General features: G+C 68.2%; 18 protein-coding genes and 2 pseudogenes. 12 read left to right on the top strand and 8 right to left on the bottom strand.

Going from position 1 to position 26172, the window contains the following annotated elements:
* Nucleotides 1-32: 32 nt before the first annotated feature.
* Entirely contained in the window at nt 33-1127 is a 1095-nt protein-coding gene (locus WMF19_RS47745) for a PEGA domain-containing protein (RefSeq protein ID WP_437896425.1), read from the bottom strand.
* A 95-nt stretch (nt 1128-1222) separates the two neighbouring features.
* Here WMF19_RS47745 and WMF19_RS47740 point away from each other — a divergent pair, with 95 nt between their 5' ends.
* Together WMF19_RS47740 and WMF19_RS47735 are read left to right on the top strand one after the other, a co-directional pair.
* On the top strand, nt 1223-1612 hold the full coding sequence (locus WMF19_RS47740) for a sigma factor (RefSeq protein WP_437896424.1): 390 nt from the start codon (nt 1223-1225) through the stop codon (nt 1610-1612).
* A 345-nt stretch (nt 1613-1957) separates the two neighbouring features.
* Nucleotides 1958-2425, top strand: coding sequence for a hypothetical protein (locus tag WMF19_RS47735; RefSeq protein ID WP_437896423.1), 468 nt, complete (start codon nt 1958-1960; stop codon nt 2423-2425).
* On the opposite strand, the gene WMF19_RS47730 is transcribed toward WMF19_RS47735, so the two are convergent.
* A complete protein-coding gene (locus tag WMF19_RS47730) occupies nt 2388-2768 on the bottom strand; it encodes a hypothetical protein (RefSeq protein WP_437896422.1) in 381 nt (126 codons plus the stop codon). The genes WMF19_RS47735 and WMF19_RS47730 overlap by 38 nt on opposite strands.
* Before the next feature lie 596 nt (nt 2769-3364).
* On the opposite strand from WMF19_RS47730, the gene hsdR reads away from it, so the two are divergent.
* From hsdR to WMF19_RS47715, 3 genes are read left to right on the top strand one after another with little or no spacing between them, the layout of a single operon-like run.
* Nucleotides 3365-6943 (top strand): type I restriction-modification system endonuclease, encoded by a 3579-nt coding sequence (hsdR, locus tag WMF19_RS47725; RefSeq protein ID WP_437896421.1) that lies wholly within the window; start codon nt 3365-3367, stop codon nt 6941-6943.
* A gap of 25 nt (nt 6944-6968) precedes the next feature.
* A complete protein-coding gene (locus WMF19_RS47720; RefSeq protein ID WP_437896420.1) occupies nt 6969-8393 on the top strand; it encodes an N-6 DNA methylase in 1425 nt (474 codons plus the stop codon).
* Nucleotides 8390-9979 (top strand): restriction endonuclease subunit S, encoded by a 1590-nt coding sequence (locus WMF19_RS47715; RefSeq protein WP_437896419.1) that lies wholly within the window; start codon nt 8390-8392, stop codon nt 9977-9979. Before WMF19_RS47720 ends, WMF19_RS47715 begins: the two co-directional genes overlap by 4 nt.
* Before the next feature lie 201 nt (nt 9980-10180).
* Here the strand turns inward: WMF19_RS47715 and WMF19_RS47710 are convergent, their stop codons facing one another.
* Complete coding sequence (locus WMF19_RS47710; protein WP_437896418.1) at nt 10181-10966, bottom strand: hypothetical protein; 786 nt, start codon at nt 10964-10966, stop codon at nt 10181-10183.
* A 351-nt stretch (nt 10967-11317) separates the two neighbouring features.
* Between WMF19_RS47710 and WMF19_RS47705 the strand changes: the two genes are divergently transcribed.
* Together WMF19_RS47705 and WMF19_RS47700 are read left to right on the top strand one after the other, a co-directional pair.
* Nucleotides 11318-11503 carry a hypothetical protein gene (locus WMF19_RS47705; protein WP_437896417.1) on the top strand — a complete coding sequence of 62 codons (186 nt, stop codon included), beginning with the start codon at nt 11318-11320 and terminating at the stop codon, nt 11501-11503.
* Between the two features lie 1045 nt (nt 11504-12548).
* Complete coding sequence (locus WMF19_RS47700; protein WP_437896416.1) at nt 12549-12878, top strand: DUF6968 family protein; 330 nt, start codon at nt 12549-12551, stop codon at nt 12876-12878.
* A gap of 569 nt (nt 12879-13447) precedes the next feature.
* Here WMF19_RS47700 and WMF19_RS47695 read toward each other — a convergent pair.
* Complete coding sequence (locus WMF19_RS47695) at nt 13448-13639, bottom strand: ATP-binding protein (RefSeq protein WP_437901760.1); 192 nt, start codon at nt 13637-13639, stop codon at nt 13448-13450.
* 389 nt (nt 13640-14028) lie between these two features.
* Here WMF19_RS47695 and WMF19_RS47690 point away from each other — a divergent pair.
* The 3 genes and pseudogenes from WMF19_RS47690 to WMF19_RS47680 form a co-directional block, all read left to right on the top strand.
* Nucleotides 14029-14635: pseudogene (locus WMF19_RS47690) on the top strand (hypothetical protein); the annotation flags it as partial.
* A 760-nt stretch (nt 14636-15395) separates the two neighbouring features.
* Entirely contained in the window at nt 15396-15755 is a 360-nt protein-coding gene (locus tag WMF19_RS47685; RefSeq protein WP_437896415.1) for a hypothetical protein, read from the top strand.
* Between the two features lie 153 nt (nt 15756-15908).
* Nucleotides 15909-16414 (top strand): annotated as a pseudogene (locus WMF19_RS47680) (hypothetical protein); the annotation flags it as partial.
* A 270-nt stretch (nt 16415-16684) separates the two neighbouring features.
* On the opposite strand, the gene WMF19_RS47675 reads toward WMF19_RS47680, so the two are convergent.
* The gene (locus tag WMF19_RS47675) at nt 16685-17659 is read right to left on the bottom strand and encodes an ATPase (RefSeq protein WP_437896414.1); all 975 of its coding nucleotides are present in this window, start codon (nt 17657-17659) and stop codon (nt 16685-16687) included.
* Nucleotides 17660-18501: 842 nt separating this feature from the next.
* Here WMF19_RS47675 and WMF19_RS47670 point away from each other — a divergent pair.
* Nucleotides 18502-19410 carry a hypothetical protein gene (locus tag WMF19_RS47670; protein ID WP_437896413.1) on the top strand — a complete coding sequence of 303 codons (909 nt, stop codon included), beginning with the start codon at nt 18502-18504 and terminating at the stop codon, nt 19408-19410.
* Nucleotides 19411-19957: 547 nt separating this feature from the next.
* The gene (locus tag WMF19_RS47665) at nt 19958-20632 is read left to right on the top strand and encodes a hypothetical protein (protein ID WP_437896412.1); all 675 of its coding nucleotides are present in this window, start codon (nt 19958-19960) and stop codon (nt 20630-20632) included.
* Nucleotides 20633-20713: 81 nt separating this feature from the next.
* On the opposite strand, the gene WMF19_RS47660 is transcribed toward WMF19_RS47665, so the two are convergent.
* Genes WMF19_RS47660 through WMF19_RS47650 form a run of 3 tightly spaced genes read right to left on the bottom strand, consistent with a single transcriptional unit; the run spans nt 20714 to nt 26157 of the window.
* Nucleotides 20714-22990: a hypothetical protein gene (locus WMF19_RS47660; protein ID WP_437896411.1), complete on the bottom strand. Its 2277-nt coding sequence runs from the start codon at nt 22988-22990 to the stop codon at nt 20714-20716.
* Between the two features lie 9 nt (nt 22991-22999).
* Nucleotides 23000-25048, bottom strand: a complete 2049-nt coding sequence (locus WMF19_RS47655) for a DCC1-like thiol-disulfide oxidoreductase family protein (RefSeq protein ID WP_437896410.1) — start codon at nt 25046-25048, stop codon at nt 23000-23002.
* Nucleotides 25045-26157, bottom strand: coding sequence for a tryptophan 2,3-dioxygenase family protein (locus tag WMF19_RS47650; protein ID WP_437901759.1), 1113 nt, complete (start codon nt 26155-26157; stop codon nt 25045-25047). The genes WMF19_RS47655 and WMF19_RS47650 overlap by 4 nt, the downstream gene beginning before the upstream one ends.
* Between the last annotated feature and the right edge of the window lie 15 nt (nt 26158-26172).

The raw sequence follows: 26172 nt of genomic DNA, 5'->3' as shown, positions 1-26172 counted from the left end.
GTCGGCGGTGATCCCCTTCATCGGTGGCGGACTCACCACGCTCCGAGCGCCACAACGCCGATCTGGTGCGCCGCCGTCACTGGCAAGACACGGAGCGTGGTCGTCCCCGGCTTCGATCGGTCGAATGAGACGTGGGGGACGAAGGACGCCACGGTGGCTGCGCCGACGACTGCCCCCGTCGCGACGAGCGCGGCCCCGAGGACGCCGGACCTGTCGCGCTGCACGCGCAAGCGGTGGAGCTCGGGGCACGCGGAGGGCTGCGGTACCTTCGAGCACGCGTCCGAGGTCCACGCTGGATCGCGGCTGAGGCCTTCGATCCGCTCGTCGATGTCCCCGTCGAGCGCGCTCGCCCGCAGCATGAAGACGGCCCCCGATGATACGGCGGCCGTCGTGACGGCGATCCCCGCGATCCGCAGCGCGCCCGGCCACGACGCCCAGGGCCCCGGCGCCGGGGCCGCTGCCGGCCCGGCCGGTGCGCTCTTCTTCGCGCTCGGCTCGGGGGCGGGCGGGGGCGGCGGGGCCACGCGCGAGAGCGTCAGCGTCGCGCCGACCGTCGCCCCAGCGGCGATCTCGACCCGGTGCGAGAGCTCCTCGTACCCCGACAAGCGGGCCAGGAGCGTGTGCATCCCCGGATCGACGAACAGCTCGAGGACCGTGGCCCCTGTGCCGATCGGCTCCCCGTCCAGGAGGACCTCGGCGTCGGGCGGGGCGGCAGCCACGTAGATCCTTCCGACGTGCTCCAGCGCCTTGTTGAACCCGCTCTTGAACCGGCGGACGAGCGGCTCTTTCAGGACGGCGTCGTGATCGAGGCTCTCCCCCAGGTGCTCGGCGGCCTCGCGGTGCTTGCCCTGCTCCAGCTCGGAGAGCCCGAGATACCCGAGGACCTCGGCCTGCTGGACCTCGGTCATCCCGGCGGCATCGGGCGCCGCCAGGGCGGCCTCGAAGCGCGCCTCGGCGTCCGCCCACCGCCGCCCGAAGAAGGCGATCCGCGCCTGCTGGCGCAGCGCCGCGGCCGCCGGCGGCGAGCCCCCGGGCGGCGGCGCCGCGCGCGAGGGCGCCGTGGCGCCGAGCAACGCGCCGAGAAGGCAGCACCGCAACAGGACCGACCGCAAGCGCAAGCGCGTCATCCAGGCGACCTTACCAATGACGGCGCCAGTCCGGCAACGGCGCACCCCCGCGTGGCGCCGCGCTTTTGCACGACAATTTTGGCGACGTCTCTGGAATGCAACCGACCGACGCGTCGACGTGTCGTCCCCGGGGGGCGCACCCCGGCGCACCGTTCTTCGTCGCGCCGGTCGATTCGGACACCTGTTTTCGCGCCTGGATCATCTGGACGGGCATGGATGTGACCACCTGGGCGAGCGCGGACGGCGCGGCGCCCTGGCAGCTTGGTTCCGATCGCTTCCGCCGGCTCGCGCGCGCCATGCGTGTGCCGTCCCAGGACATCGACGATGTCGTCCAGGAGGCCTGGCTGCGCGTCCTCGAGAACCACGCGCGGCTCGGCCTGGCGAGGGACGCCGTGGCTTATGCAGATCAGATCGTCAGGAACGAGGCGCGCGCCAGCCGAGACCGAGGCGCACGACTGATCGCATCGCAAGAGACAGAGCGGTAATCCCTCTCTGCCCTGGTGCGCGGCGTGGCTCCACGGGCATGGACAGCGGCGAGTTCGGGAGCGCGCTGAGCCCCACGCGGGCGAGCACGGCGCAGACAGGTCGATGGCCACTCGGGCGAGCGCAACACCGCGGGCGTCGAGGCGCTCGAGCGCGTGCGCCACTGGAGATGCACTCCGGCGAGATGTGGATCCGAAGCGGATTTCGCATTTTTCAAGAAAATCCGATTATGGATCGGTGTCGATCCATATCGATCTTGTTGACTGTGCTGATTGTCAACGCAAATCGACGTCGACTCGACGACGCCGCAGCCCCCTTCCCACGTAAGACCGAACTAGACTCCGGGCATGCCTCACCCGGATCAGCCCCTCACCAACGACGACGACGAAGAACCTCTGCTCGACGAAGACGAAGAGGATCTCCTCGACTGGGCGTCCATGGCCGAGCTCTACGCTGTCGGCTACATCCGCATCCTCGCCGACGCGATCGAGCGCGGCGATGCCGATCTCCAGGTGGATCCCGTGGCGTGGGAAAACACCCTGACCGCTGCCGAGGGGGCGATGTGGGAGCACATTCGCGGTCGCCTGCACGGGCCTACGGCCATCACCGTGGAAGACGTCGAGCGGGTGCGGCGACTCCGCGGACTAGGTTCCGCTGCCCTCTTGGGCGGTGAGCGGTCGCCCGAGCTCGGCCCGCTCGCTCTCCGGTGCATGGAGTCTCTGTTCGGACCGGACTGGCAGCGCGCCGCGCGGAAAGCCGCGTCCTACGCGCGCGCTCTCAATCAGGAGTTCCACCCTCGTAGCGGCACAGAATAGGAACCCCGAGGACGAACCGACAGATATCTCCGTTTTCGTAATAGTACCAGCAGCTGGTGACCACGCCGAGGCCTCTGCATTGCATCAGTAGTCCAGTTTTGACGTTGGATTTGTACGGGTGTTTTCGTCCGGCCTGACAAGATATTCCTGCATCGGCGCACTTCATCATGCAGTCAGCGCCGTGCTCATATCTCTTGCAGTGGATGATCTTGAAGCTGCCGATCGCCTCCGGCTCGGTCGTGGAAACGTCCTCCGTTTCGTCGTCAAGTGTCAGATTGTCAGCTTCCGGCTCGCTGGTTGGTGTGTCGAACTCCGTCTCATCGACACTTTCTGATGGGTACATGACACAAGATGCAGCGCATAGAGCGACTCCATGGAGAGAGATTACGGCGGCAACCGTTGGAATCGTTCGCATGGTACGGGCGACGCACGCTGGGGGCCACGTCAGCCGCGCGTGACGGTGCCACGCGGTGCGCATTCTGGAGCCCGAGGAGCGGCACCGCGGCCCGGGTCGCCGAACCAGGCGCGGCAGGAGCTCGGGACCGCCGACGTCCACCCGGCCAAGGGCGGCACGCTTCACACTACGTGACGCACGCATGGCGGAGGTACGAGGTCCTGGTGCCGGACGCGGGACGCCTCGTTCAAGACCACGCCTCCTCGCCGCTCGGGCAGATGGAGGCCCGGGAAGCGCTGCGCGAGCTCAGGCGAGCGCGTCCCAGGTTCCGAGCCGTCCTTGCCCTCAAGGCGCAGGGATATACGTGCAGAGAGATCGGCGCGGAGCTGGGGCACAACCCCAACACGGTCTGGAATCGAGTGCGCCTCGGGCCGCTGTGGTTCCGACGAGCCGAGGCTCGCGAAGACGTCGCCAGCCTGCGCACATCCCCCGAGCACGACCTGCACCGAGACAAGCGCGGTTGTTTCTGATCGAAGCGGCTCGAAGTGCGCGTCAACCGCGCGCACCTGAACGTCTGCTCCTCGCGCGATACCGCCCGGCGCGGCGGGTCGTTCCACTTCCATCCGCACCCCGGGCTGGTGTTCCATGGAACGGTCCGCCCACCCACGGGCGAGCTCGATCCCATGCCCCCTGCCGCCTCGCCCAACTTCGCGTTTCTCGCCCACCACGACCCGCGCCTCGTCGTGCTCGGGACGCAGGCGGAGCGCTACTTCGCCGAGGACCCGAACACCTGCCTGGTGAAGCTGCGGCAGTTCGGCGAGATCCTCGCTCAGCGCGCCGCCGCGCGCCTCGGGCTCTACATGTCGCCCGAAGACAACCAGGCCACGCTGATCGGCCGCCTCCGCGACCGGGGCGCGCTCGACGCGACGACAAGGCAGCTCTTCCACGACCTGCGCGTCGCCGGCAACAAGGCGACCCACGAGCTCCGCGGCGACCACCACGAGGCGCTGCACCAGCTCAAGATGGCGCGCGAGCTCGCTGTCTGGTTCCAGCGCTCGTTCGGGAACAACAGGAAGTTCCACCCCGGGCCCTTCGTGCCGCCCCCGGATCCCGCGAAGGAAGACGCCGCGCTCGCCGCCGAGCTCGAGCGGCTGCGCGAAGAGCTGGCCAGGAGCAAGGTCGACATCGAGGCCGTCCGAGCCGCTGCCGAGGCGGAGGCAAGGAAGCGCCTCACGGCAGAAGAGCGCGCCCGGAAGGAGGCCGAGGACCGGGCGCTCTGGGAAGCCCTCGCCACCGAGGCCGAGCAGAAGCGGTCGAAGGACGTCGAGGCCTTCGAGCGCCAGAAGGCGCAGCTCGCCGCGGAGCTCGCCGCCCTCCAGGCCCAGGCCGCGGCTGCGCCCGCCGCAGAGGTTCAAGCCTTTGTCGACCGCGCTGCGGAAGCAGCACAGGCGATCCACCTCGACGAGGCCGCGACCCGCCGGCTCATCGACAAGCAGCTCCGCGACGCCGGATGGGAAGCGGACTCCGAGCAGCTTCACTACAAGCGGGGAACGAGGCCGCAGAAGGGAAAGAACCTCGCCATCGCGGAGTGGCCGACGGAGACCGGCCCGGTCGACTACGCGCTGTTCGTCGGGCTCGAGGCGTTCGCGGTCGTCGAGGCCAAGAAGATGAGCGTGGATGTGGCCAACGTGCTCAAGCAGCAGACCACGCGCTATAGCCGCGGCTTCAAGGTGGAGGGTGACGCCAGGTTCGCGGGCGGTCCGTGGGACAAGGGGCACAAGGTGCCGTTCCTCTTCGCCACGAACGGGCGGTCGTATCTCAAGCAGATCGAGACCAAGAGCGGCATCTGGTTCCGCGACGCGCGGCGGTCCACCGCCCTCCCACGCGCGCTCCAGGGCTGGTACACGCCGGAGGGGCTCGTCGCGCTCTTCAAGCAGGACATCGACGCCGCCCACGCGAAGCTGGGCAGCGAGCCCACAGGCTATCTCGACCTGCGCGATTATCAGATCCGCGCCATCCGGGCCGTGGAAACGGCGATCGAGAGCGGGCAGCAGGCGTGCCTCGTGGCGATGGCCACGGGGACAGGGAAGACGCGCACCGCGATCGGGCTCGTCTACCGGCTGATCAAGGCCCAGCGGTTCCGGCGCGTGCTCTTCCTCGTCGACCGGAGCGCGCTCGGCGAGCAGACGGTGGACGCGCTCAAGGACGCGCGGCTCGAGAACCTGCAGACGTTCGCGGAGATCTACAACATCAAGGGTCTCGACGACGTGCGGCCCGACGCGGGCACCAAGCTGCATGTCGCGACCATTCAGGGCATGGTCAAGCGCGTCCTCTCGCCGAAGGACGAGGGAGACAAGGGGGAGAGCGACGTGCCGCCGGTCGACCAGTACGACTGCATCGTCGTCGACGAGTGTCATCGCGGGTACACGCTCGACCAGGAGATGAGCGACGTCGAGCTGAGCTTCCGCAGCCTCGACGACTACGTCTCCAGGTACCGGCGCGTCCTCGATCACTTCGACGCGGTGAAGATCGGCCTCACGGCCACGCCCGCGGCGCACACCAAGGAGATCTTCGGCAAGCCGGTCTTCCTCTACTCCTACCGGGAGGCGGTGATCGATGGCTGCCTCGTCGACTACGAGCCGCCGGTGCCCATCGTCACGGAGCTCGCGAGGAAGGGGATGATCTGGAAGAAGGGCGAGAAGATGCGGCGCCTCGACCCGCGCACCGCCGCCATGGAGCTCGTCGACGTCAAGGACGAGGTGAAGATCGACATCGACGGATTCAACAGCAAGGTCATCACCGAGAGCTTCAACGAGGTCGTGTGCGCCGAGCTCGCCAGGCACATCGACCCCACGCTCCCAGGGAAGACCCTTATCTTCTGCGTCAACGACGCTCACGCCGATCTGGTCGTCAGGTTCCTGGAGACGGCGTTCGCCGCTCACTATGGCAGCGTCGACGAGGGGGCGGTGGCCAAGATCACCGGTCACGCCAGCGTCGATCGCCCGCTCCAGCTCATCCGGCACTTCAAGAACGAGCGCCTCCCCAACGTGGTCGTCACCGTGGATCTCCTGACCACCGGCGTCGATGTCCCGGCGATCTGCAACCTCGTCTTTCTGCGGCAGGTCAAGAGCCGCATCCTGTACGAGCAGATGCTCGGCCGGGCCACGCGCCTCTGCCCGCAGATCGAGAAGGCGAGCTTCCGCATCTTCGACGCGGTAGCGCTGTACGAGAACTTCGAGCGGCTCACCTCGATGACGCCGGTGGTGAACGACGTGAGCTTCTCGTTCGCGGCGCTCGTGGGCGAGCTCCGGACGGTGAAGGACGCCGAGGCGCGGGCGGCGGTGCTCGAGCAGCTCATCGCCAAGCTCCAGCGCAAGCGGCAGGTGCTCAAGGGGGATCGCCTCTCTCAGTTCGAGAACATCGCAGGGATGTCGCCGGCCGAGGCCGCGCGCTTGCTCAAGGCGGGGACGCCGGAGGCTGCGGTGGAGTTCTTCGCCCAGCACGGGTATCTCGTCTCGTTCCTCGACAAAAAGATCGAGGCTGGCCGGCCGCTGATCGTCTCGGAGCACGTCGACCGGGTGATCGAGGTGGGGCCCGGCCACGGCAAGGTGGCGCGGCCGGACGATTACCTGGAAGGCTTCGCGGCCTATCTTCGCGACAACGGCAACGCGCTCCCGGCGCTGATGCTCGTCACGCAGCGGCCGCGCGACCTCACCCGCGAGCAGCTCCGGGAGCTCAAGCTCGCGCTCGACGGGGCCGGCTACAGCGAGGCGGGGCTGCGGGCCGCGTGGCGGTACAAGACCAACGCCGACATCGCCGCCTCCGTCATGGGCTTCATCCGGCGCGCATCGCTCGGCGATCCGCTCGTGCCCTACGGCGAGCGGGTGGACCGGGCGGTGGCGAAGATCGGCCAGAGCCGCGCGTGGACGGCCGTGCAGCGAAAGTGGCTCGAGCGCATAGGCAAGCAGATCAAGGCCGACGAGGTCGTGGACCGGGCGGCGCTCGATCGCGGGCAGTTCCAGGCCGACGGCGGCTTCCAGCGGATCGACAAGATCTTCGACGGGCAGCTCGAGCAGGTGCTGGGCGACCTGAAGGAGGCGATCTGGGAGAAGGCGGCCGGCTGACTGTGGTACGTGGAGCGCGCCGACCATGACGACCGCTGACATCGTCCGCAAGCTCTGGGATCTGTGCCACGTCCTGAGAGACGATGGCATCACCTACCACGAATACCTCACCGAGCTGACGTACCTGCTCTTCCTCAAGATGGCGAAGGAGACGAGCAAGGAGAAGGAGCTCCCCAAGGGGTATCGTTGGGATGATCTCTCGACCAAGGGAGGGATCGAGCTGCTCAACTTCTACCGCGCCACGCTGCTCCACCTGGGCACTGAGGCGTCCGGACGCGTGCAGGCGATCTTCGTCAACGCCAAGACATCGATCAAGCAGCCGAAGAACCTCGAGACACTGGTGAAGGAGATCGAGCGGCTCGACTGGTACTCGGCGCGCGAGGAGGGCCTCGGCAACATGTACGAGGACCTGCTCGAGCGGAACGCGAGCGAGAAGAAGTCGGGCGCCGGGCAGTACTTCACGCCGCGGCCGTTGATCGACTGCATGGTGCGGCTAGTCCAGCCGAAGGTGGGAGAGCTGGTTCAGGATCCGGCGGCGGGGACGGCGGGGTTCCTGATCGCGGCGGATCGATTCATCAGGGCGGATGATGCGATTTATGAGCTGCCGCAGCACGTGCAGAATTTTCAGAAGCAGAAGGCGTTTTACGGCGTCGAGCTGGTGGAGGACGCGCACCGGCTGGCGCTGATGAACCTGATGCTGCACGGGATCGAGGCGAACCTGCTGCGCGGGGACACGCTCTCATCCGACGGCGAGCGGCTGGCGCCTGCGGATGTGATCCTGACGAACCCGCCCTTCGGGACCAAGAAGGGGGGCGGGCTGCCGTCGCGGAAGGACTTCACGTACCCGACCTCGAACAAACAGCTCGCGTTCTTGCAGCACATCTACCGGGGGCTGAAGCCGGGCGGGCGGGCCGCAGTGGTGCTGCCCGACAATGTGCTCTTCGAGGAGAACACCGGGGCGCAGATCCGGGCAGACTTGATGGACAAGTGCGATCTGCACACGATCCTGCGACTGCCGACGGGGATCTTCTACGCGCAGGGGGTAAAGACGAACGTCCTGTTCTTCACGCGCGGGGAGGAGCGGAAGGACAAGGGAAACACCAAGGTGGTGTGGGTCTATGACTCGCGGGCCAACATGCCATCGTTTGGAAAGCGAACGCCGCTCACGAAAGAGCACTTCACGGAGTTCGAGAAGGCGTTCGGGAGCGATCCGTACGGGAAGAGCCGGCGGAAGGATCAGGGGGAGGAGGGGCGGTTCCGCAAGTTTACCCGGGAGGAGATCAAGGGGCGCGGGGATAACCTCGATATAAGCTGGCTCAAGGACGAGAGTGGCCATGGCGCGGATGATCTGCCAGAGCCGGACGAAATTGCGACGGGAATTCTGGAGAAACTGCGGATCGCAACGGAGGAGATGGAGGGACTCCACGCTGCGTTGGGAGGAGAGGCGTGAGCGAGCTGCCGAGAGGATGGGCTTCGGCGAAGCTCGGGGACGTTATCGAAGGTTTCGAGAGCGGCCGTAACCTGATGGCTGCTGGGCGCCCTGCAACTGGCCAGGAATATGGTGTACTCAAGGTCAGCGCTGTCACTTGGGGTTCGTTCAAGTCAGACGAGAACAAGGCTCTTCCGCCTGACAAAGAACCTCGTCCACACGAAGTCGTGAGGCGAGGCGATGTCCTGATCTCGCGCGCCAACACAACGGAGCTTGTCGGTGCCGTCGTCATCGTGCGCGACAACTTCCCGCGACTGATGTTGCCGGACAAAATCCTTCGGATTGTCCAGACGCCATCAACCGTCGACTCTAACTTTCTCATCTACGCTCTCCGAACCCCTGACGTCCGTGCTTACTTTTCGGAGGAAGCGACCGGTACAAGCGATTCAATGCGAAACCTTTCGCAGCCGAAGATCGCTGGGGCTCCGCTCATATTGCCACCGCTCGCGGAGCAGCGCCGCATCGTCGCCAAGATCGAGACCCTCACCGCCAGGAGTCGCCGCGCCAAGGAGGCGCTCGACGCCATCCCCACGCTCCTCGAGCGCTTCCGCCAGTCCGTGCTCGCAGCCGCCTTCCGCGGCGATCTCACGGCAGACTGGCGGGAGAAGCACCCTGACGTGGAGCCGGCCGAGGAGCTGCTCAAGCGCATCCGCGCCGAGCGGCGGCGGCGGTGGGAGGAGGCGGAGCTCGCCAAGATGCGGGCGAAGGGGAAGATGCCGACGGATGATCGGTGGAAGGAGAAGTACGAAGAGCCGGCACCGGTGGACGCGAGCGAGCTGCCCGAGCTACCGGAGGGGTGGGTGTGGAGCATCGTTGACGAGATCGTAACCAATCACGACCATAAACGGGTTCCATTACGCCAAGAGGAACGCAGCTTGCGGCGTGGAGATTTTCCGTACTATGGAGCTTTTGGCGTAATCGATCACGTCAACGCTTATCTATTCGACGGGAATTACCTCCTCGTTGCCGAAGATGGCAAGAACCTTCTCGAGAGAAAGCGCCCCATAGCTCTCCAGGCTTCTGGTCGGTTTTGGGTAAACAACCACGCTCATGTTCTTCAATCATTAGGCGAGATACCGCTGGACTATCTTGAGGGATACTTCAACCACGTGGATCTTTCGGATCGTCTAACCGGTATCGATCAGGTAAAGCTGACCGCCGGGGCACTGCATCGCGTCGCAGTACCATTGCCGTCGCTCAACGAGCAAAAAGAAATTTCAAAAATTATGAACGCATCGTTGGCGCGCGCAGCCACCTCTTTTGCCGTGGTGACCGATGCGCTTTCACAGTTGGTGGAGTTAGACCGTGCCATTCTGGCCAAAGCCTTCCGCGGCGAGCTCGTCCCCCAGGACCCCAGCGATGAGCCCGCCTCGGTCCTCCTCGAGCGCCTCCGTGCCGAGCGCGAGCAGAACGCCAAGACCACCAACGGCGCCGGCCGCCGCCGCACCGCCGCATCTCCTCGCCCGGCCCCATCCGACCCCACCGTTTCACGAAGGAAGTCCCCCGCAAGCCGCCGAAGCCAAGCTCCGGCGCGTTCCCGCGGATAGCAAGCAGTTCCTGGTGCCGCACAACCGCCGGCCGTACTCCTACTCCTCGCAGCGTAAGCAGTGAGATGCCTTTTGCAACCTCGGCTGCAAAAGGGGCCGGCCATCATGGCCGCGACCGGGAGCGCCCATCGGCCCGGCGATCATCATCGGGCAAAGCCCGTCTGATTCATCGCCAGCCCAATGGGCCGCATCCGTCAACCGTCACGAGAGCACTTCGATGGCCGTCGTCGCCCCAAGGGCGTTATCGATCCAGCGGTCGAGGGTCGCCATGTCCGTGCATGCCTGGACGCGCTCTCTCTCGCTCTCGCTGAGCACGATCCCGGCCCGCGCGAGCAACCGAAGCAGGGTGTCCCTCTTGCCTTCGAGCTTCCCTTCACGCATGCCCTTGAGCTCGCCCTCACGGAGGCCCTCGAGCTTGCCGCGATCGATGAGCTTCTGTACGAACGGGGGCAAAGTCGCCTCGCCTTCGATCTGCCGTTCCATGACCAACGCCTCCAGCGCCCACCGCATGGGCTCACGCAACCCGTTCCAGATGACCTGAAAGTAGACCATCGCGTGCTCCTGGTCGAGCCGACCGAGGGCAACGAGCGCCGCCTGAACCACGGTGAGCCCGTTCGGCCCGTTGCCGTGCGCCACCGCCGACAGCACGGCGAGCTCCGCCTCCGCCTCGGCCTCGGCAGGGTCGGTGATCTCGGGGACGACGGACGGACCGAGCACCAGCGGCTCGACGTTGCCGCGGCCCAGGCCGAGGTCGATGGTCTCCGCCGCCCAGGCGGCCACGCCGGCGTCCGGTGCGACCACGAGGACGACCGTGCCGCAGCGCCTCCTGGCGCGCACGACCGTGACGTACGTCGGCCATGAGAACTTCTTGTCCGAGTCCACGTCGCGCTGGACCTCGACGACGATCGCCAGAACGAGCGTGCCGCTCGCCTCTCGGTAGCCGCTCCGCAGAGCGCGTTCTGAAGCGAGCTTGTGAAAGACGGTCACGTGCGTAGAGTCGCGGTGCGATGGCGAAGCGACGGAGCGGGGAGGAGGGAGTCGAAGTCCCGAGCCTGATGACGGCGGTGCTGAAGCTGTCCGCGCCGCATGTCGCGTGGCAAGGCCGCGAGGACGTCCCCGCCCGCGCGAAGGGGCGCCCGCGTCGCGCGGCCGGGCAGGAAGAGCGCGCGGGAGCAGCCGAGCCCGCATGCGTGGGGCGCCGCAAGAGCGCCGCCCAGCCGTCCGCGGAGCAGGAGAGCGGACGGCGGCCGACCCGAGGCGCACCGGGCGGGGCCGTGGGGGACGGCACCTGGTCGTGTGGCGGCGGCGAAGGAGGCCGAGGAGGCGACGGCGGCTACGGTGGGTCCCGGGCGCGGCGGCGACTCGATCGGCATCGCCTACCTCGACGAGGACCAACTCACGCTGCAGGGCGTCACCTACGATCTCGGACCGCCGGGCAAGGGCGGAGTGAGCTGGGATTGGTCTGGCGAAGAGATCCACGGGGAGGACGGCATCCAGGTCGAGACGCAACGTTTCCCTGAATAGGATCACGACACATCAGGCGAACCCTGTAATAAACGGTGTGAAGCGCATACGCCGCGGGCGATCCTCCACAGCGTGACCGCGGTAACTTCAGCCGCTGGCGACCGCCGCAGCGACGCCTGTCATCGCCGTGCTCCAGCCGACCGCTGCAACAGCACTGCCGGCCGGGAGGAGCGAGTATCGCCCTCGCGAATGCACACCCCGAGTTGCACGACGTCACCCGCGAGCGCAGCCCGGCGCGCCGGCGACGTGAACAGGCAGGCGTGAGGGGGCGCCGACTGTGGCGCGCGTGAAGCTCCACGACGGCGCCGCGGGCCTGATGGTGGCAAGTTGGACAGCCGCGCGGAGCTCCAGGAGCACTACTCCAGGTCGTGGCGCCGAACCCGCGCTGGAGGAGCTCGCCGGCCACGGCCCCGAGCTCGTGCTGCGCCGCCCGGCGAGGGCCCGGGCCGTTCGGCGGCGTTACGACTGTTCAACCACCTTCATTCTGAAGCTTGAGAAGCCGAGACGGCTTGTGTTTAGGGCGCGCCTCGGCAGCACACTCGAGCCAGGCACACGCGTCGCAATAGCGACATTGCATGCGAGCTCTCAACACCATCCCCGCAGCTGTCATTTTTTGTTTTGCTACGGCGTGTACAGTTGATCCATTGCCCGAATCGGAACCATTGTTGGAGGAGGAGACTCTAGAGGACGGCGAGGCTCTCGCGACACGTGGCAGGTGTGAAGATGCAGTCGACGAGGGGGCGGATTTCTGGAGGCTCATGTGTGGAGCGGCGATGCAAGACACGCTCTTTACGCCTCCAGAAACGGCCCATTGCTTGGGAGAGAGCAGCGAAGGTCGAGGCGCAGGCAAGGCAAAGTGCCGCTCCAGTTGCCCCACGGCGTGCATGGCGCTCGTATCGCGATGGCAGCTGTACTGTGAAGAGCATCAGATCAGGCTCCCCTTGAGCATCTGCGAGAAAGCGCGCAAGATTGGAATGGATCGATGCCTGAGCTCCTGCTGAGCACGTGCGCTTGACATCAACGACGCGGGCGCTAGGTAGGCGTCATGCCGGAGCTCATCGCAGAGCGCACCCTCGCGCTGACACTTCCGAACGGTACCCAAGAACGCATCCACGTGCGAGTTTGGGCGCCAGAACACAGGCCATCTGTGATGTGCTGGGAAGCTGACGTGGAGGTCGACGGCGCGGGGGACACCGACAAATCCCATGGAGTCGGCATCGACGCATTCCAGGCGCTCTACAGCGCGCTCTTCTTGATCCCGTCAATGCTCGTCAAATACGAGGACGTGGGCCGGATATCGTGGCTGGGTGACGAGTGGCTCGGGTTCCCAGAGTTCAAACTAACGAAGCCGAAAGCTGGGTCGTCGGCGCCGTGAGTGCGGTGCACTGGAGCCGTGGCCGAGCTCGCTGACGCGCTCCTCGACGTCCTTCGCGGCCTGTGCGTCGAGGTCGAGGCGTGAGCCGCGCTGGGCTTCCCGTTGGCCCGAGCTTCCGGCTCGACGCTGGCGACGAGGAGCACATGGGTGAACTCGGACCGCAGCGGCGTGGGCGCGCGCCGCGAGCCTCCTCGCCGAAGGTGGCCGCGCCCTAACCTCCCGTCCGAAAGTACGGCGCCGCCGCGCGCGTGTTCGCCTCGTTCTTCCAGGGCGGCGCCGCGGCGCTGGTGCTCCAAGAACTCGACGCTGGCCGCGGCGCGCTCGTCCAGGTGGACGTCGACGCCGACGCGATCCCGACGTGTCCCATGCTCACCTCGACGCCGGCGGTGCGGCGCTGGTGCTTCAGGAGCTCGACGCCGGCCGACTCGATGCCGGCCGCGGCGATTCTACCTGGAGGAGATGATCCCCCGACGAGGACCAGCTCACGCTCGAGGGCGTCACCTACGAGCTCGGACCGCCGGCCAAGGGCGGCATCCGAACCCGGTGAAGTTCACCGGTGAAGAGGCCGCTCAGTGCTTCTTGGTACGGCGCTGCATGGTGCGGAGTGCCCTCAGCTCCTTGGCTTCCTTGAGACGGTAGCTCTCGGCCCCGATCTCGATCACCTCGGCGCGGTGCACCAGCCGGTCGACGAGCGTGACGACGCTGACGGCGTGCGGGGAGACCTCGCCCCAGTCGGTGAATGCCTTGTTCGTGCTGAGCAGGATCGGCTTCTGCGCGTCGGAGCGTCGCCCGCTGCGTGGGCAGCAGCGATGGTCTGCGTGAGGGTCGCGACGAGCACCTGGCGCGGACTGTTCGCCGGGGGCGTGTCAAGAGCCGCTTCGGTTCGAGTAGTGGTCGTCTGCGCCGCCTGCTTCACAACCGCCGAGCGCCCCGCCGGAAGCGTCACGGAATCGTCCGGCCGACCAGAGATCGCGGATTTAGCACCCACGATCGCCAAGTCGACCCCATCAAAATCCGCTGACACCCGCCCGAAGGCGTCCTCGCGCTCCCCCTGGAAAGGCGACGTTACAGCTTGCGGCGCACGCCGGTGACCTCGAGATCGTACGCACGCGTCATGAACCTTTTTGTGCATCTCGCCCCCCATCGTGTCACGCGCGCCCGGCACCGCTGCCCAACCGGACTGCTGATCGTGACGATCGACGCGGCGACGGCGCGCTGGAGCGCGCGGCCGATCGACACCGGCCACCCTGGCTGGACGCTGACGCCGCTGGTCCTCGGGCCCCAGGGCGTCCCGGTCGTCACCGACGCCGAGCAGGCGAAGGCGGCGCCCGAGGTAGCCGTGCTCTCCGCGATGGCGCACGGACAGAGCGAGGCCGCCGAAGCCATCGGCGTTTTTCGAGGCGGCGGACGAGCTCGATGAGGAGCGCCGGGCCGTCTACGGGGACCTGGTGCTATCCTCGCTGAACGCAGCGGCGAGGCGGAAGTTGGAGGCGATGATGAAGAGCGGTTACCAGTTTCAGAGCGAATTCGCGCGCAGCTACGTGGCGAAGGGGCGAGAAGAAGGGATGCGCGAGGGCACCCTGAAGACCAAGGCGCAGGCGGTGCTCGCCGTCCTCGAAGCCCGCGGGCTGGAGGTCCCCGCCGAGGTGCGAGAACGCGTTCTCGCGAGCACCGACCTCGACGAGCTGGACCGCTGGATCCGCCGCGCCGCCGTGATCAGCGATGCCCGCGAGCTCCTCGCCACGACCGGCTCCTGAACCGACCCACCATCGCTGGCGGTGACGGCGCGCCGGCGGTCGCGGCCCGGAGCGGGCCCGTCGCACGGGATGGGCGCGGCGGGCCGAGCCAGCCAGCGACGTCGTGGCCCCCTGCCCCGCCCTCGCCGCGCCCGCTTGCGGCCCGTTCACCCCCTCGTTCGCCGGGCATCTCCGCCGCGGCCCCGGCGCCGTCGCGCTGCTTCCTTGAGCGCCGGCGGCAATGCCGGCAGCCCCGGACGCGGCCGATACCCCGGAGTCCGGTACGACAGGATCGGAATCGCCTCGTTCTCATAGGGCGCGCTCTCCCAAGACGGCCCGCGTCTCCAACGGGCTCCGTGCGCTGCGGACGCCGCCGCTCCAGGGACGCGGCCGGCGACGCCAGGATCGCGGACTCGATGCAGTACGCACCAAACTCCCCGACGACAGCGGTCCGTCGCACGATGACGATCCGTATGAAGCAGGACTGAAAGTATTCTGCACCACACCAGACCATGGTGCCACATGCTCGGAACGGTGCTTCGCGAAGGGGATCGGATGCGTTGCGCTCGCCGTACACCCATGGCGGAAACGGCAAGCTATTTTCATGCAACGACTTAACAATCGGGTTCATGTGCGGATATCATTACCCGAATGGCGACGACTGCTATTATCTAGTTGGCGGCCTGCCATTCCCGAAGGTTTGTTCCTACTCTGGGAATGACTACGTCTCTGCGATCGGCCGTTGCAACGCCGATGAACCAGGAACATTGCCGAGGGCAGCATGGCGGACATCGAGAAGTTGTTGGTCGATTTCTACAACGGGGCACATATGGTCGACATCGTCGCCAAGTGGGCTTTTGTGGTCACAAACCGACAGATGGTTCTTGAGAATTTCGCGTCGTTCGAACGGGCATACGAGCAGCTCGTCGAGCTTCGCGCAGCGGGGAAGCTCGGCGCCGGAGCGGCCGACTTCTCAGCGGAGAACCTCGACGTGGTCAAGCGCATCAACCAGCTGATCGCGCCGGGACTCGACAGCGACGAAGCGCGTCAATCGGCTCGAGAGATACATGATTTGGCTGAACGATGCGCGCGAGCGCTGCAAAGAAGCGACACGCCGCCCGCCGGACAAGGAAGTCAATGACCCCGAGGAGATGGGCAGCCCACGGGGTGTGAGAACCGTTGACGCTCACGCTGGCTCATGGTCCTGCGAGCAGGCTCATCAACACAAGGGATGCGGGAGGACACCCTGAAGACCAAGGCCCAGGCCGTACTCGCCTTCCTCGGGACCTGCGGGCTGACGCCGCTGGTGCTCGGGCCCCAGGCGTCCCGGTCGTCACCGACGCCAAGCAGGCGAAGGCGGCGCCCGAGGTGGCCGTGCTCTCCGCGATGGCGCACGGACAGGGCGAGGCGGCGGAGGCGATCGGCGTGGCCTTCTTTTCGAGGGCGGTGGACGGGCTCGATGAGGAGCGCCGGGCCGTTTACGGGGATCTGGTGCTATCCTCGCTGAACGCAGCGGCGAGGCGGAAGTTGGAGGCGATGATGAAGAGCGGTTACCAGTTTCAGAGCGAATTCGCGCGCAGCTACGTAGCGAAGGGCCGGCAGGAAGGCCGGAAGGAGGGAATCCTCGAAGCCAAGGCGCACGACGTGCTCGCCATCCTCGAGGCCCGCGGGTTCGAGGTCCCCGCCGAGGTGCGGGAACGCGTCCTCGCGAGCACCGACATCGACGAGCTGGACCGCTGGATCCGCCGCGCCGCCGTGATCAGCGACGCCGAGGAGCTCCTCGCCACGGCCGACTCCTGAGAGCGGCTCGCGCACCAGGAGCGGACAAGCGCGCTGCTTCTGTCCTGGCAGGCGATGGCAGGCCGGCCGGGCACCATCCTACTTCTCCGCCCTCGCCTCCTTCAGCGCCCGTGGCAGTGGCGGTAGCCACGGACGCGAGCGTGGCCCAGATCGGCGTGGGTGCCGGCGTTGAGCGGTGAACGCTGGCGATCATGGGGCCGCGGTCTTCACCGATCGGACGCGGAACGCGACGATCACCGACAGGTGAGCGAGGATCCGTGAACCCCGAGCTCAGTGCGATTCCCCGTCATCGCCCGCCTCGCCGTCCTCCGCCTCGCCGTCTCCCGACTCGCCCTCCTCCGACTCGCCGTCTTCCGGCTCGGCCTCCTCCGACTCGCCGCCATCCTCCCCCTCCTCTTCTCCTCCGCCATAGGCGCCGCGGGAGGCGGGGAACGGCGCATAGTCCTTCATCTTGTCGGTGCCCGCGTACCAGTACTCCGCGGCGGCGCGCAGCCTCCGCTCGGCGTTCACGACGAGGGTGTACGCGGCGTCGCGGAGCTTGCGCGAGCGCACCGTCTCGAGAGAGAGCTTCTTGTCGGCGAGCATGCGCGCGAGCAGCGGCGAGAGCTCGCGGAGGCGGTCCGCCGCGGCGCCCTCGCCGCGAGGCGCCTTGTGAACGGCCTCCGCGTGCTCGGCGCAGAGCAAGAGGAGATCGGAGGCGTCCTGGACCAGATCCGCGTCGCCGCTGCCCGCCCGGATCGCCATGAGCCGCTTTTGCCCTTCGGGGCTCTTCTTGAAGCGGAGATCGAAGAAGCGGAGGAGCGATTGCTTGATCTGGACGGCCTCGGCGGCCGGCTTCACGAAGGCCGCGGCGGCCCGCTCCTGGCGCTGCTGCGCCGCTTGCCAGCGCGATTGCACGACGCGCAGGAGCTCGATCTTCTCACGAAGCCCGCCGATCTCCTCGGGCGTGAGCGGGGGCTCGCCCTCGGCGAACGGCGTGCGCACGAGATCCGCCGCGTCGCGCTCGGCGGCGAGCTGAATGCGGCTCGACCAGATGACGCGCCGAGCGAGCTTGCCTGGAAAGAAGGAGGCGTTATCGCCGAGCAACTCGGCCTCTCGGAGCAGCTCGGCCTCTCGCTCGGCGCTCAGCGTGAACTCGGGCGCACCGCCCGACGATCGGCGCGCGCCTCCGGCGTCGCTCAAAGCGCGCGAGCTCTGGGCGTTCTTGGTCCTGGCTGAAGCGGTGGAGGGTGCCTTCGTTGCCATGGCGATGAAATGTCTCCTTGTCGAGGTCAGCGCCCCTCCGAGCAGAGGCGCGGTCGCTCGATGAGGAAATCGGCGTCGCCGAGGATTCGGGTCACAGGAGAGCACGATACCGACGCTTTCGTGGCGAGGTCGCAAGGAGACAGAGGCGCCGCGCAAGCGGACACCGAGGCTGCGCAGCAGCGGTGCAGCAGCGGCAACGGCCATGCGCAGGCGTCGAGCCATGGTAACCCAGGGCAGCAACTGGGCGTGCAGAGGGGCGCTGGGGCTGCACAGGAACCACGCGATCGTACGATAGGACACCCCAATGGGTGCGCAGGAGGGTCCCGAGGGCCGCGCAGGAGCCACGCGATCGTACGATAGGACACATCAATACGTGTGCGGGAGGGCCGCCGGGGCTGCGCAGCAGGGCGCCGAGACCGCGCAGGAAGGTCGCCGGGCCTGCGCAGCAGGGCCGCCGGGGCTGCGCAGGACGGCGCCGACGCCGCGCAGGAAGGTCGCCGGGCCTGCGCAGCAGAGCCGCTGGCGCTGCGCAGCAGGGCGCCGAGGCCGCGCAGCAGGACTGCCGGTGCTGCGCATCAGGGCGTCGAGGCCGCGCAGCAGGGCCGCCGGGACCGCGCAGCAGAACCGCTGGCGCTGCGCAGGAGGGCGCCGACGCCGCGCAGCAGGCCTGCCGGAGCCGCACAGCCCCTCGGGGCCCCGCGGATCACGAGGCGTGATGACCCCGAGGAGCTCTCCGGAATTCATGAGTGGGAGGACGCTGCTCGGCCCGTGCGGGCCCCACCGCATGAGCCTGGCGCGCCACGCAAATCCAACATGATTGCAACCACTCGTAAGACCACTCCATGCCCTCAGTGACCCATGAAGCCCTGGTGGAGCTGTTCAAGAACCGACCGACGCTCGCCGCCGAGCTGCTGCACGACGCGCTCGGCCATCCGGTCCCGACCTTCACCGAGGCGCGCGTCGAGCGCTCCGACCTCACCGAGATTGTGCCCTCCGACCGCCGCGCCGATGTCGTCGTCGTGCTGCTGGCCGGCGAGCAGCAGCAGCCCGCGATGGCCATCGTGGTCGAGGTGCAGCTGGGCGTAGATCCGGACAAGCCCTACGTCTGGCCGGTGTACGTCACCCAGACGCGCGCCCGGCATCGCTGCCCAACCGGGCTGCTGGTCGTGACGATCGACGCAGAGATGGCGCGGTGGAGCGCGCGGCCGATCGATACGGGTCATCCCGGATGGACGCTGACGCCGCTGGTACTCGGGCCCCAGGGCGTCCCGGTCGTCACCGACGCCGAGCAGGCGAAGGCGGCGCCCGAGGTGGCCGTGCTCTCCGCGATGGCGCACGGGCAGAGCGAGGCGGCGGAGGCGATCGGCTTGGCGTTTTTCGAGGCGGCGGACGAGCTCGATGAGGAGCGCCGGGCCGTCTACGGGGACCTGGTGCTATCCTCGCTGAACGCAGCGGCGAGGCGGAAGTTGGAGGCGATGATGAAGAGCGGTTACGAATTTCAGAGCGAGTTCGCACGCAGCTACGTGGCAAAAGGCGTGGAGAAGGGTCGGGAGCAGGGGCGGCTGGAGGGAATCCTCGAAGCCAAGGCGCGCGACGTGCTCGTCTTCCTCGAGGCCCGCGGGCTCGAGGTCCCCGCCGAGGTGCGGGAACGCGTCCTCGCGAGCACCGACATCGACGAGCTGGATCGCTGGATCCGCCGCGCCGCCGTGATCAGCGACGCCCGGGAGCTCCTCGCCACGACCGGCTCCTGAACCGACGCCCCTGGCCCCAGGAGCAGCCGAACGCGCTGCTCCTGTCGCCAGGCGGCGATGCGGGGTGTCTCGTGCACCACCTTGCTTCTCCGCGCTCGCTCCCCTGCGCACCGGCGGCCCCGGACGTGGCCGATACCCCAGCTTGCGGCCCGACGAGATCGGGATCGCCTCGCTCTCTGAAACGACAATTCACGGCTCACCGCGTCTTCTGAGTGAGGCATCGGGAATCGAACCCTGAGCTGAATCCGAGAGCCAGCTGCGCGAGAGACACGGCGGCGCCGTATCCGAGGCACCGAGACGGTGTCGGCATTCCATGAGGGCCTGAGGCCGCTCGTGTCCCCGAGAGCTCGCACGCGGCCTCGTGCCCTGACCGCCGGGGGGCGCACGCGGGTCACACGGCGTGACGAATCCGAGAAGCCGCCCGGAATTCATGAGTGGGAGGACGCTGCTCGTCCCGTGCGGGACCACCGCATGAGCCTGGCGCGCCACGCAAATCCAGCATGATTGCAACCACTCGTGAGACCACTCCATGCCCTCACGGCCCGCGATGGCCATCGTGGTCGAGGTCCAGCTCGGGGTGGACCCAGACAAGCCCTACGTCTGGCCGGTGTACGTCACCCAGACGCGCGCGCGGCACCGCTGCCCAACCGGGCTGCTGGTCGTGACCATCAACGCAGCGATGGCGCGGTGGTGCTCGCGGCCGATCGACACCGGCCACCCTGGCTGGACGCTGACGCCGCTGGTGCTCGGGCCCCAGGGCGTCCCGGTCGTCACCGACGCCGAGCAGGCGAAGGCGGCGCCCGAGGTGGCCGTGCTCTCCGCAATGGCGCACGGACAGAGCGAGGCCGCCGAAGCGATCGGCGTGGCGTTTTTCGAGGCGGCGGACGAGCTCGATGAGGAGCGCCGGGCCGTCTACGGGGACCTGGTGCTATCCTCGCTGAACGCAGCGGCGAGGCGGAAGTTGGAGGCGATGATGAAGAGCGGTTACCAGTTTCAGAGCGAATTCGCGCGCGGCTACGTAGCGAAAGGTCGGCAGGAGGGAATCCTCGAAGCCAAGGCGCACGACGTTCTCGTCTTCCTTGAAGCCCGCGGGCTCGAGGTCCCCGCCGAGGTGCGGGAACGCGTCCTCGCGAGCACCGATATCGACGAGCTGGATCGCTGGGTCCGCCGCGCCGCCGTGATCAGCGACGCCCGCGAGCTCCTCGCCACGACCGGCTCCTGAACCGACGCCCCGGGCCCCCAGGAGCAGCCGAGCGCGCTGCCCCTGTCGCCGGGCGGCGATGCAGGGTGTCCCCTGCACCCCCTACTTCTCCGCGCTCGCCTCCTTGAGCGGCGGCGGCAACGCCGGCAGCCCCGGACGCGGCCGATACCCGGGCTTCCGGTACGACAGGATCGGGATCGCCTCGTTCTTGTACGGCGCGCTCTCCCCCGGCTTCGGGCACTGATCTCGCACCCAGTACACGTCGCACGCCACGATCTCGTCCTCCGGCCGCCCGGTCCGCTCATGATACCTGAGCAGGTAGTCCTGGAGGCCCGGCTTGCGAAACGCCTTGTTCCGATCGAGCCTGATCCTGTTGAAATAGTCCTGCTGGATCTGCCCGAGCCCCAGCCCCCGCGCGTCGGAGAGGTTCAGATCCGGCGGGAGCCCCGTGAACGGATCCACATGCCGGCCGTCGACGGTGATCGCGTCGACGCTGATCGACCCGTCCTCCGTGATCGGGTTCGGCGCGAACATCCCCCACCCCTGGAGGATCCGCGGATACACGATCGTCGCCTGCACGAAGCTCGGCTGAGAGTGCTTGAGGAACGCAGGCACGCTCTTGTTCTCGTTGATGGCCTGGCTCACCGCGCACAGCCCGAGGTACGCGATCAGCGCCTCCCGCGCGATCGTCCTCCCGCGGGCGAAGCGCTCCGCGAGCGGCGACGGGCTCTCCACCACGCCCGCCGCCCTCCCGCGCGGCGCCCGGCCCAGCCCGAAATACCGCGCGATCTCGTCGCGCCGCCTCGAGACGACCCCGAGCAGCGCGCCCGGCGCGCCGAGGGCCAGCGCCCAGACGAACGGCCAGGCAAAACGACCTCCAGGGAGCGCCTGCACGATCTCGCGCAGCCCCGCCGCGCCACGGAACACCCGCCCATCCGCCGGGTCGCTCGGGTCGCGCACCTCGAAGAGCTCCGGCCGGGGCTCCCCTCCCCCGGCGGCCTCCGCGCCGCCCGCAGGGACAGCGCGCGCCTCCTCGAACCGGAGCAGCTCCAGCGCATCGAGCCGGACAAGGAAGCGCATGAGCGCGAAGGCGAGCGGGGAATCGCCGTCATAAACGACGACCCGGGGCGCCGCGCGGCGGCGATACCAGCGCTCGAGCGCGTCCCAGTGCTGCGCCGTCGGCAGCAGGAACGACCAGGCGATCATGAACCACGAGAACGGGCCGAGGCGCATCATCACCCCGAACGACCCGTGCAGGGCCCACATCCCCCCCATCGCGAGCGCCCGCGTGAAGCGGCGGCCATAGGGCGAGAGGATCCACGTCACGAGCATCGCCTCGAGCATCAGCACGCCCCAGGTGAGCCCCTTCGTCGCCCAGAACGGGATGAGCTCCCGCGCGAGGACGGCGACCCCCGTCACCATGCGATCGAGGTGCAAGACGTAGTGCACCGTCTCGCCGTGACGCCAGATCTGGCCCGACTTGTTGACGACGTTGAAATAATAGATGGTCGCCAGGTTCAGGATCGCGAGGAGCACGATCCCCGAGACGTACGGCCGCTCGGCCCAGTCGGGGCGCCTCCGATCCGCGAGATCGGCGACCGTCCGCTCCCGCCGCTCGCGGTAGGAGCGAATCAGCGCGTCGACGGAGAAGCGCCTGCCGGTCGGCATGAACATGGCCCAGCAGGTGATGATGTTCACGACGACATAGCCGCCGTTCTCGATCATCACGATCCGGTTGTCCCTGCTCGTCACGAGGATGAACGACAGGATCGAGAACAGCCGCGTGTTCCATCCGACGAAGTAGCAGAGAAAGCAGAAGAGCGAGAGCGCGAACGCGACGTGGACCTCTCCCGTCGACGAGAACGCGTGATACAGGCTGAAGTTGTATCCGCTGCTCGGGTGGAAGAGGTGATAGTGGTTGGTGAGCACCCCGTCGTTGCTGTAGATCCAGCTCGCCTCGGCCCAGTGGCGCACGCAGTCGGCCGAGAGGAGGAAGCCGAGCACCAGCCTGAACAGGCCGAGCGTGCGGACGTCGATGGTGCAGTAATGCTCCTTTATCCATCGCCCCACGCGCCGGAGGCGCCCCTCGGCCGGCCGCCTCGGAGCCCCGCCCTCGGGCGCTCGCGGCGCGCCCTCACCGCCCAGCGCGCTCTCCCGCGGCTCGCCTTCGCCGGGCGGAACATCCTCTGTCGACGCGCCTTCGCCGGGCGGCACATCCGCTGTCGACGCGCCTTCGCCGGGCGGCACATCTTCTGTCGGCGCGCCCTCACCGGGCGGAACATCCGCTGTCGACGCGCCCTCACCGGGCGGCGCGCCCGCGCCACTTCCGAGCGCCGCGTCGGGGTCCGCGGCGCTCGCGTCCTCGTCAGGCCGACCCATCCGAGCGCCTCAGTTCGGCTTGCCGTGGTGCCGGAGGACGCTCGGCGCGAAGGGTAGGCCCCCCTCGCCCAGCTTTCCCGTGCCACCCCGCGAGTGCGAGAACAGCTTGTCCCGCTCGAAGCTGGTCGGCGCGGGCTCGCCCGGCGCGGGGATCGGCGCCGAGACCCAGTACGCGTCGAAGCCCCCCAGCGACGCCTCGCGCCCCGTTCCGGACGCCTGAGGTCCGCCCTTCGCGAGGTAGTCGCGGAAGGCGCGCTGGTAATCGGACCACTCCGGCCGCCGGATGCGATCGAGGTAATCGGACCAGAGCTGGCCGAGCCGCGCCCCGGGGTTCCCGGCAGGCTGGAGCCGCGGCTCCTCCCCGGTCAGCGGATCGATCGGCTGCGACGCGCGCGTCTGGCCGTCGATCACCATCAGCGCGTTGTCCCGCGGCGGCTCGGGCGCCATCACGTTCCACTTCGCCAGCATGCGCGGCCACGACGCCACGCCCGCGAGCACCGCCCCCTGCGGGACGGCCGCCGCGCCGGGCAGCGGGTTCTCCTTCGCCGTCTGCGCCAGCACCGCGGCGAGCACCACGAGCACCGCCGCCTCCCGCAGCGACCCCAGCGCAAGCCGCGCCGTCCGCACCGCCGGCGCAGGGCCGTCCGGAGCGGGGCCCGCGTCGCCGCCGTCCGCTTCGCCCTCGTCGGGCAGCGGGATCCCGCACGCCTGCCGCCCGAGGAGCTCGCTGATGCGGTGCCTGCGGGCCGCTACCACGTCGTAGAGCGCGTTCAGGAGGTGCGAGACGCCCGGCAGCTTGAGCGGCCAGGCGAGCCAGCCGAGCGGCAACGCCAGGAGCCCCTCGGTCACCGCGCCGCCTCGCGTGTAGACGCGCCCCTTCCGGTCGATCGCGAGCGCCGTCCGCTCCACGAGCTCCGGCGTGACCTCCTTCGGCATCGGCACGCGCTCCGTGGCGCCCGTCTGGTTGCGGACGTAGAGCTCGTCGAGCGCGACATTGCCCTGGAACGTCAGGTGCTCGCGCAGATCGAGCCGCTTGACCAGGCGCGCCAAGAGGAGGCAAACGCCGCAATCGGCGTCGTACACGAGCGTGCGCGCGCGCCCCTCGCTCCAGGAGCGCTCGTACGCGTCCCAGAGCTCGCCGGGGAGCACGATCGGCGCCGCGGCGGCGAGCGCCCAGCCGAACAGCCCGAGATCGAAGAAGACCCCGAGGATCAGCCCGTGCAGGACCATCAGCGCGGCGGCGGCCCCGCGCGTCCAGCGGAAGAGGGCCGGGACGAAGAGCAGCGCCGGGATGGCGAGCTGCATGGCCCACGTGCCGAAGGTGAGCCCGCGCAGCGTGCCGAGCGGCAGGGCGTCGCGGAGCCAGATGCCCGCGTCGCTCGCCAGGCGCTCGGCGTGGAGCGCATAGTAGAACGCCGTCCCGTCGCGCCACGCCGCGCCGCGCTGCTGGAGCGCCGTACAGAGGTAGATCAGGGCGAGCTGCAGCAGCACGGCCAGCGCGGCGAGCGACGTCGGCGACCACCCGGGCAGGCGCCCGGCCGCGATCTCGGCCTCCGAGACCCTCGACCTGTCGTTCAGCTCCGTGTCGCGCTTCTCGTCCCGCAAGGCGAGCGAGGCGCGGAGGCTGTCGAGCGAGAAGCGGCTCCCGCACGGCAGGAACGCCGTGAGCGCGAGGATCGCGATCGCCGCGTAGTTGCCGGCGTTCTCGAGCAGGATGTTCCTCGACGTCAGGCTCACCAGCACGAGCAGGGAGAGCACGTGAAAGACGCGCGTCCGGTGGCCGATGAGGAACAGGGCGTAGACGACGAGCGCCAGCGAGAAGGCGAAGTGGGCCTCTCCCTCCGTCGAGATGGCGTGGAACAGGCTGAAGACCTGCTGTTTGCCCCGGAGGTTGAAGAGGTGGTTGTGGTTCGGGAGGACGCCCTCGTTCGAGTAGAAGTCCCGCACCCATCGCCACCGCCCGAAGAGGTCGGCGATAAGGACCAGCCCGAAGGTGATGCGAAACAACCCGAGCGAACGGGCGTCAAGACGCAAGAAGTGATCGCGAAGTGATTTCACGGAGAGTCCTCGACACGGAATCCGTAATCCGATGCGTGCTCGAGCACAGGGACGCTCGGCTTACGCAAGAGCAGGGAGCGCACCGTCCAGAGATCGCCGAAGACGCGGTAGCGCAGCGCGGTCTGGTCGAGGTAGTCGACGCCCGCGGAGCCGCCCGTGCCGGTGCGCCGGCCGATCACCCGCTCGACCATCCGCGCGTGGCGCTGCCGCCAGATGAGCATGGCCTGCTCCATCTCCAGGATGCGGTCGAGCACCTCGCGCGGCCACGCGAGCCGGGGCAGCTCGCGGTAGCTCTCGATGAAGACGATCGCCGCGCGGATCGCCCGGCGCTTCTCGCGCGTGGCCTCGTCGGCCGCCGGATCGTCCTCGGCGAGCAGGAACGCCTCGGCGGCCGCGCTCTCCGCCTCGTAGCGCGCGCGGAGCCGCTCGACGTCCGGCGGGGTGAGCGCCTTGTCGATCGCCATCTGGACGCGGCGCTCGTTCTCCTCGCGCATCGAGCGCGTGTAGCTGCGCAGGAAGCTCAGGACGCCCTCCGGCTCGCTCGATCCGTCGATCGGCGTCCGCGAGAGCCACTCGTACAGGGTGTGCTTGAGGCTCGGCCCGCTCGCGAGCCGCGCCTCCACGCGGCGCGTGGCCGCCGAGGGCGCGCCGTCCGCTGTCTTGAGCGCCTCCTTGTAGCTCCCCTCCCGGCCGAGCGGGATCCGGAGCGCGTCGTCGAGGCCCAGCACGAGCTCGATCTCGCGCAGCTGCGCCGACTGGAAGCCGCTCGCCGGGATGAGGCGATCGCGGAAATCGAGGTAATCGCGGGTCGTGAGCGTCTCCATGACCCGGAAGTGCTCGATCGCCTGCTCGAAGATGGCGACGACCCGCCGGAACGAGCGCGCCGCGGAGGCGAGCTTCTGATCGGGCACGGGGTTCTGGCGGAAGAGCTCGCGCGCCGAGGTGAGCTCCCGGAGGATGAGCTTGAACCAGAGCTCGTAGATCTGGTGGACGACGATGAACAGGGCCTCGTCGTTGCTGACCTTCTGCTCGTCGTCGTCGAATCCACCCTGCAGGGCGAGCAGCTCCTCGACGTGGATGTAATCCCAGTAATTCATGTCGTTGGTGATTCGAGAGGCGCCGCC

Source organism: Sorangium sp. So ce124 (assembly GCF_051525235.1).
Lineage (GTDB): Bacteria > Myxococcota_A > Polyangia > Polyangiales > Polyangiaceae > Sorangium > Sorangium atrum.
The sequence above is the reverse complement of the archived record's forward strand: the minus strand, read 5'-3'. Positions and strand labels throughout refer to the sequence as shown.

Coding starts and splice junctions, on each gene's coding strand:
- WMF19_RS47675 (WP_437896414.1), bottom strand. CDS start 17,659: ATGGCAACGAAGGCACCCTCCACCGCTTCAGCCAGGACCAAGAACGCC.
- WMF19_RS47745 (WP_437896425.1), bottom strand. CDS start 1,127: ATGACGCGCTTGCGCTTGCGGTCGGTCCTGTTGCGGTGCTGCCTTCTC.
- WMF19_RS47720 (WP_437896420.1), top strand. CDS start 6,969: ATGACGACCGCTGACATCGTCCGCAAGCTCTGGGATCTGTGCCACGTC.
- WMF19_RS47730 (WP_437896422.1), bottom strand. CDS start 2,768: ATGTACCCATCAGAAAGTGTCGATGAGACGGAGTTCGACACACCAACC.
- WMF19_RS47685 (WP_437896415.1), top strand. CDS start 15,396: ATGGCGGACATCGAGAAGTTGTTGGTCGATTTCTACAACGGGGCACAT.
- WMF19_RS47670 (WP_437896413.1), top strand. CDS start 18,502: ATGCCCTCAGTGACCCATGAAGCCCTGGTGGAGCTGTTCAAGAACCGA.
- WMF19_RS47665 (WP_437896412.1), top strand. CDS start 19,958: ATGGCCATCGTGGTCGAGGTCCAGCTCGGGGTGGACCCAGACAAGCCC.
- WMF19_RS47700 (WP_437896416.1), top strand. CDS start 12,549: ATGCCGGAGCTCATCGCAGAGCGCACCCTCGCGCTGACACTTCCGAAC.
- WMF19_RS47740 (WP_437896424.1), top strand. CDS start 1,223: ATGCAACCGACCGACGCGTCGACGTGTCGTCCCCGGGGGGCGCACCCC.
- WMF19_RS47660 (WP_437896411.1), bottom strand. CDS start 22,990: ATGGGTCGGCCTGACGAGGACGCGAGCGCCGCGGACCCCGACGCGGCG.
- WMF19_RS47735 (WP_437896423.1), top strand. CDS start 1,958: ATGCCTCACCCGGATCAGCCCCTCACCAACGACGACGACGAAGAACCT.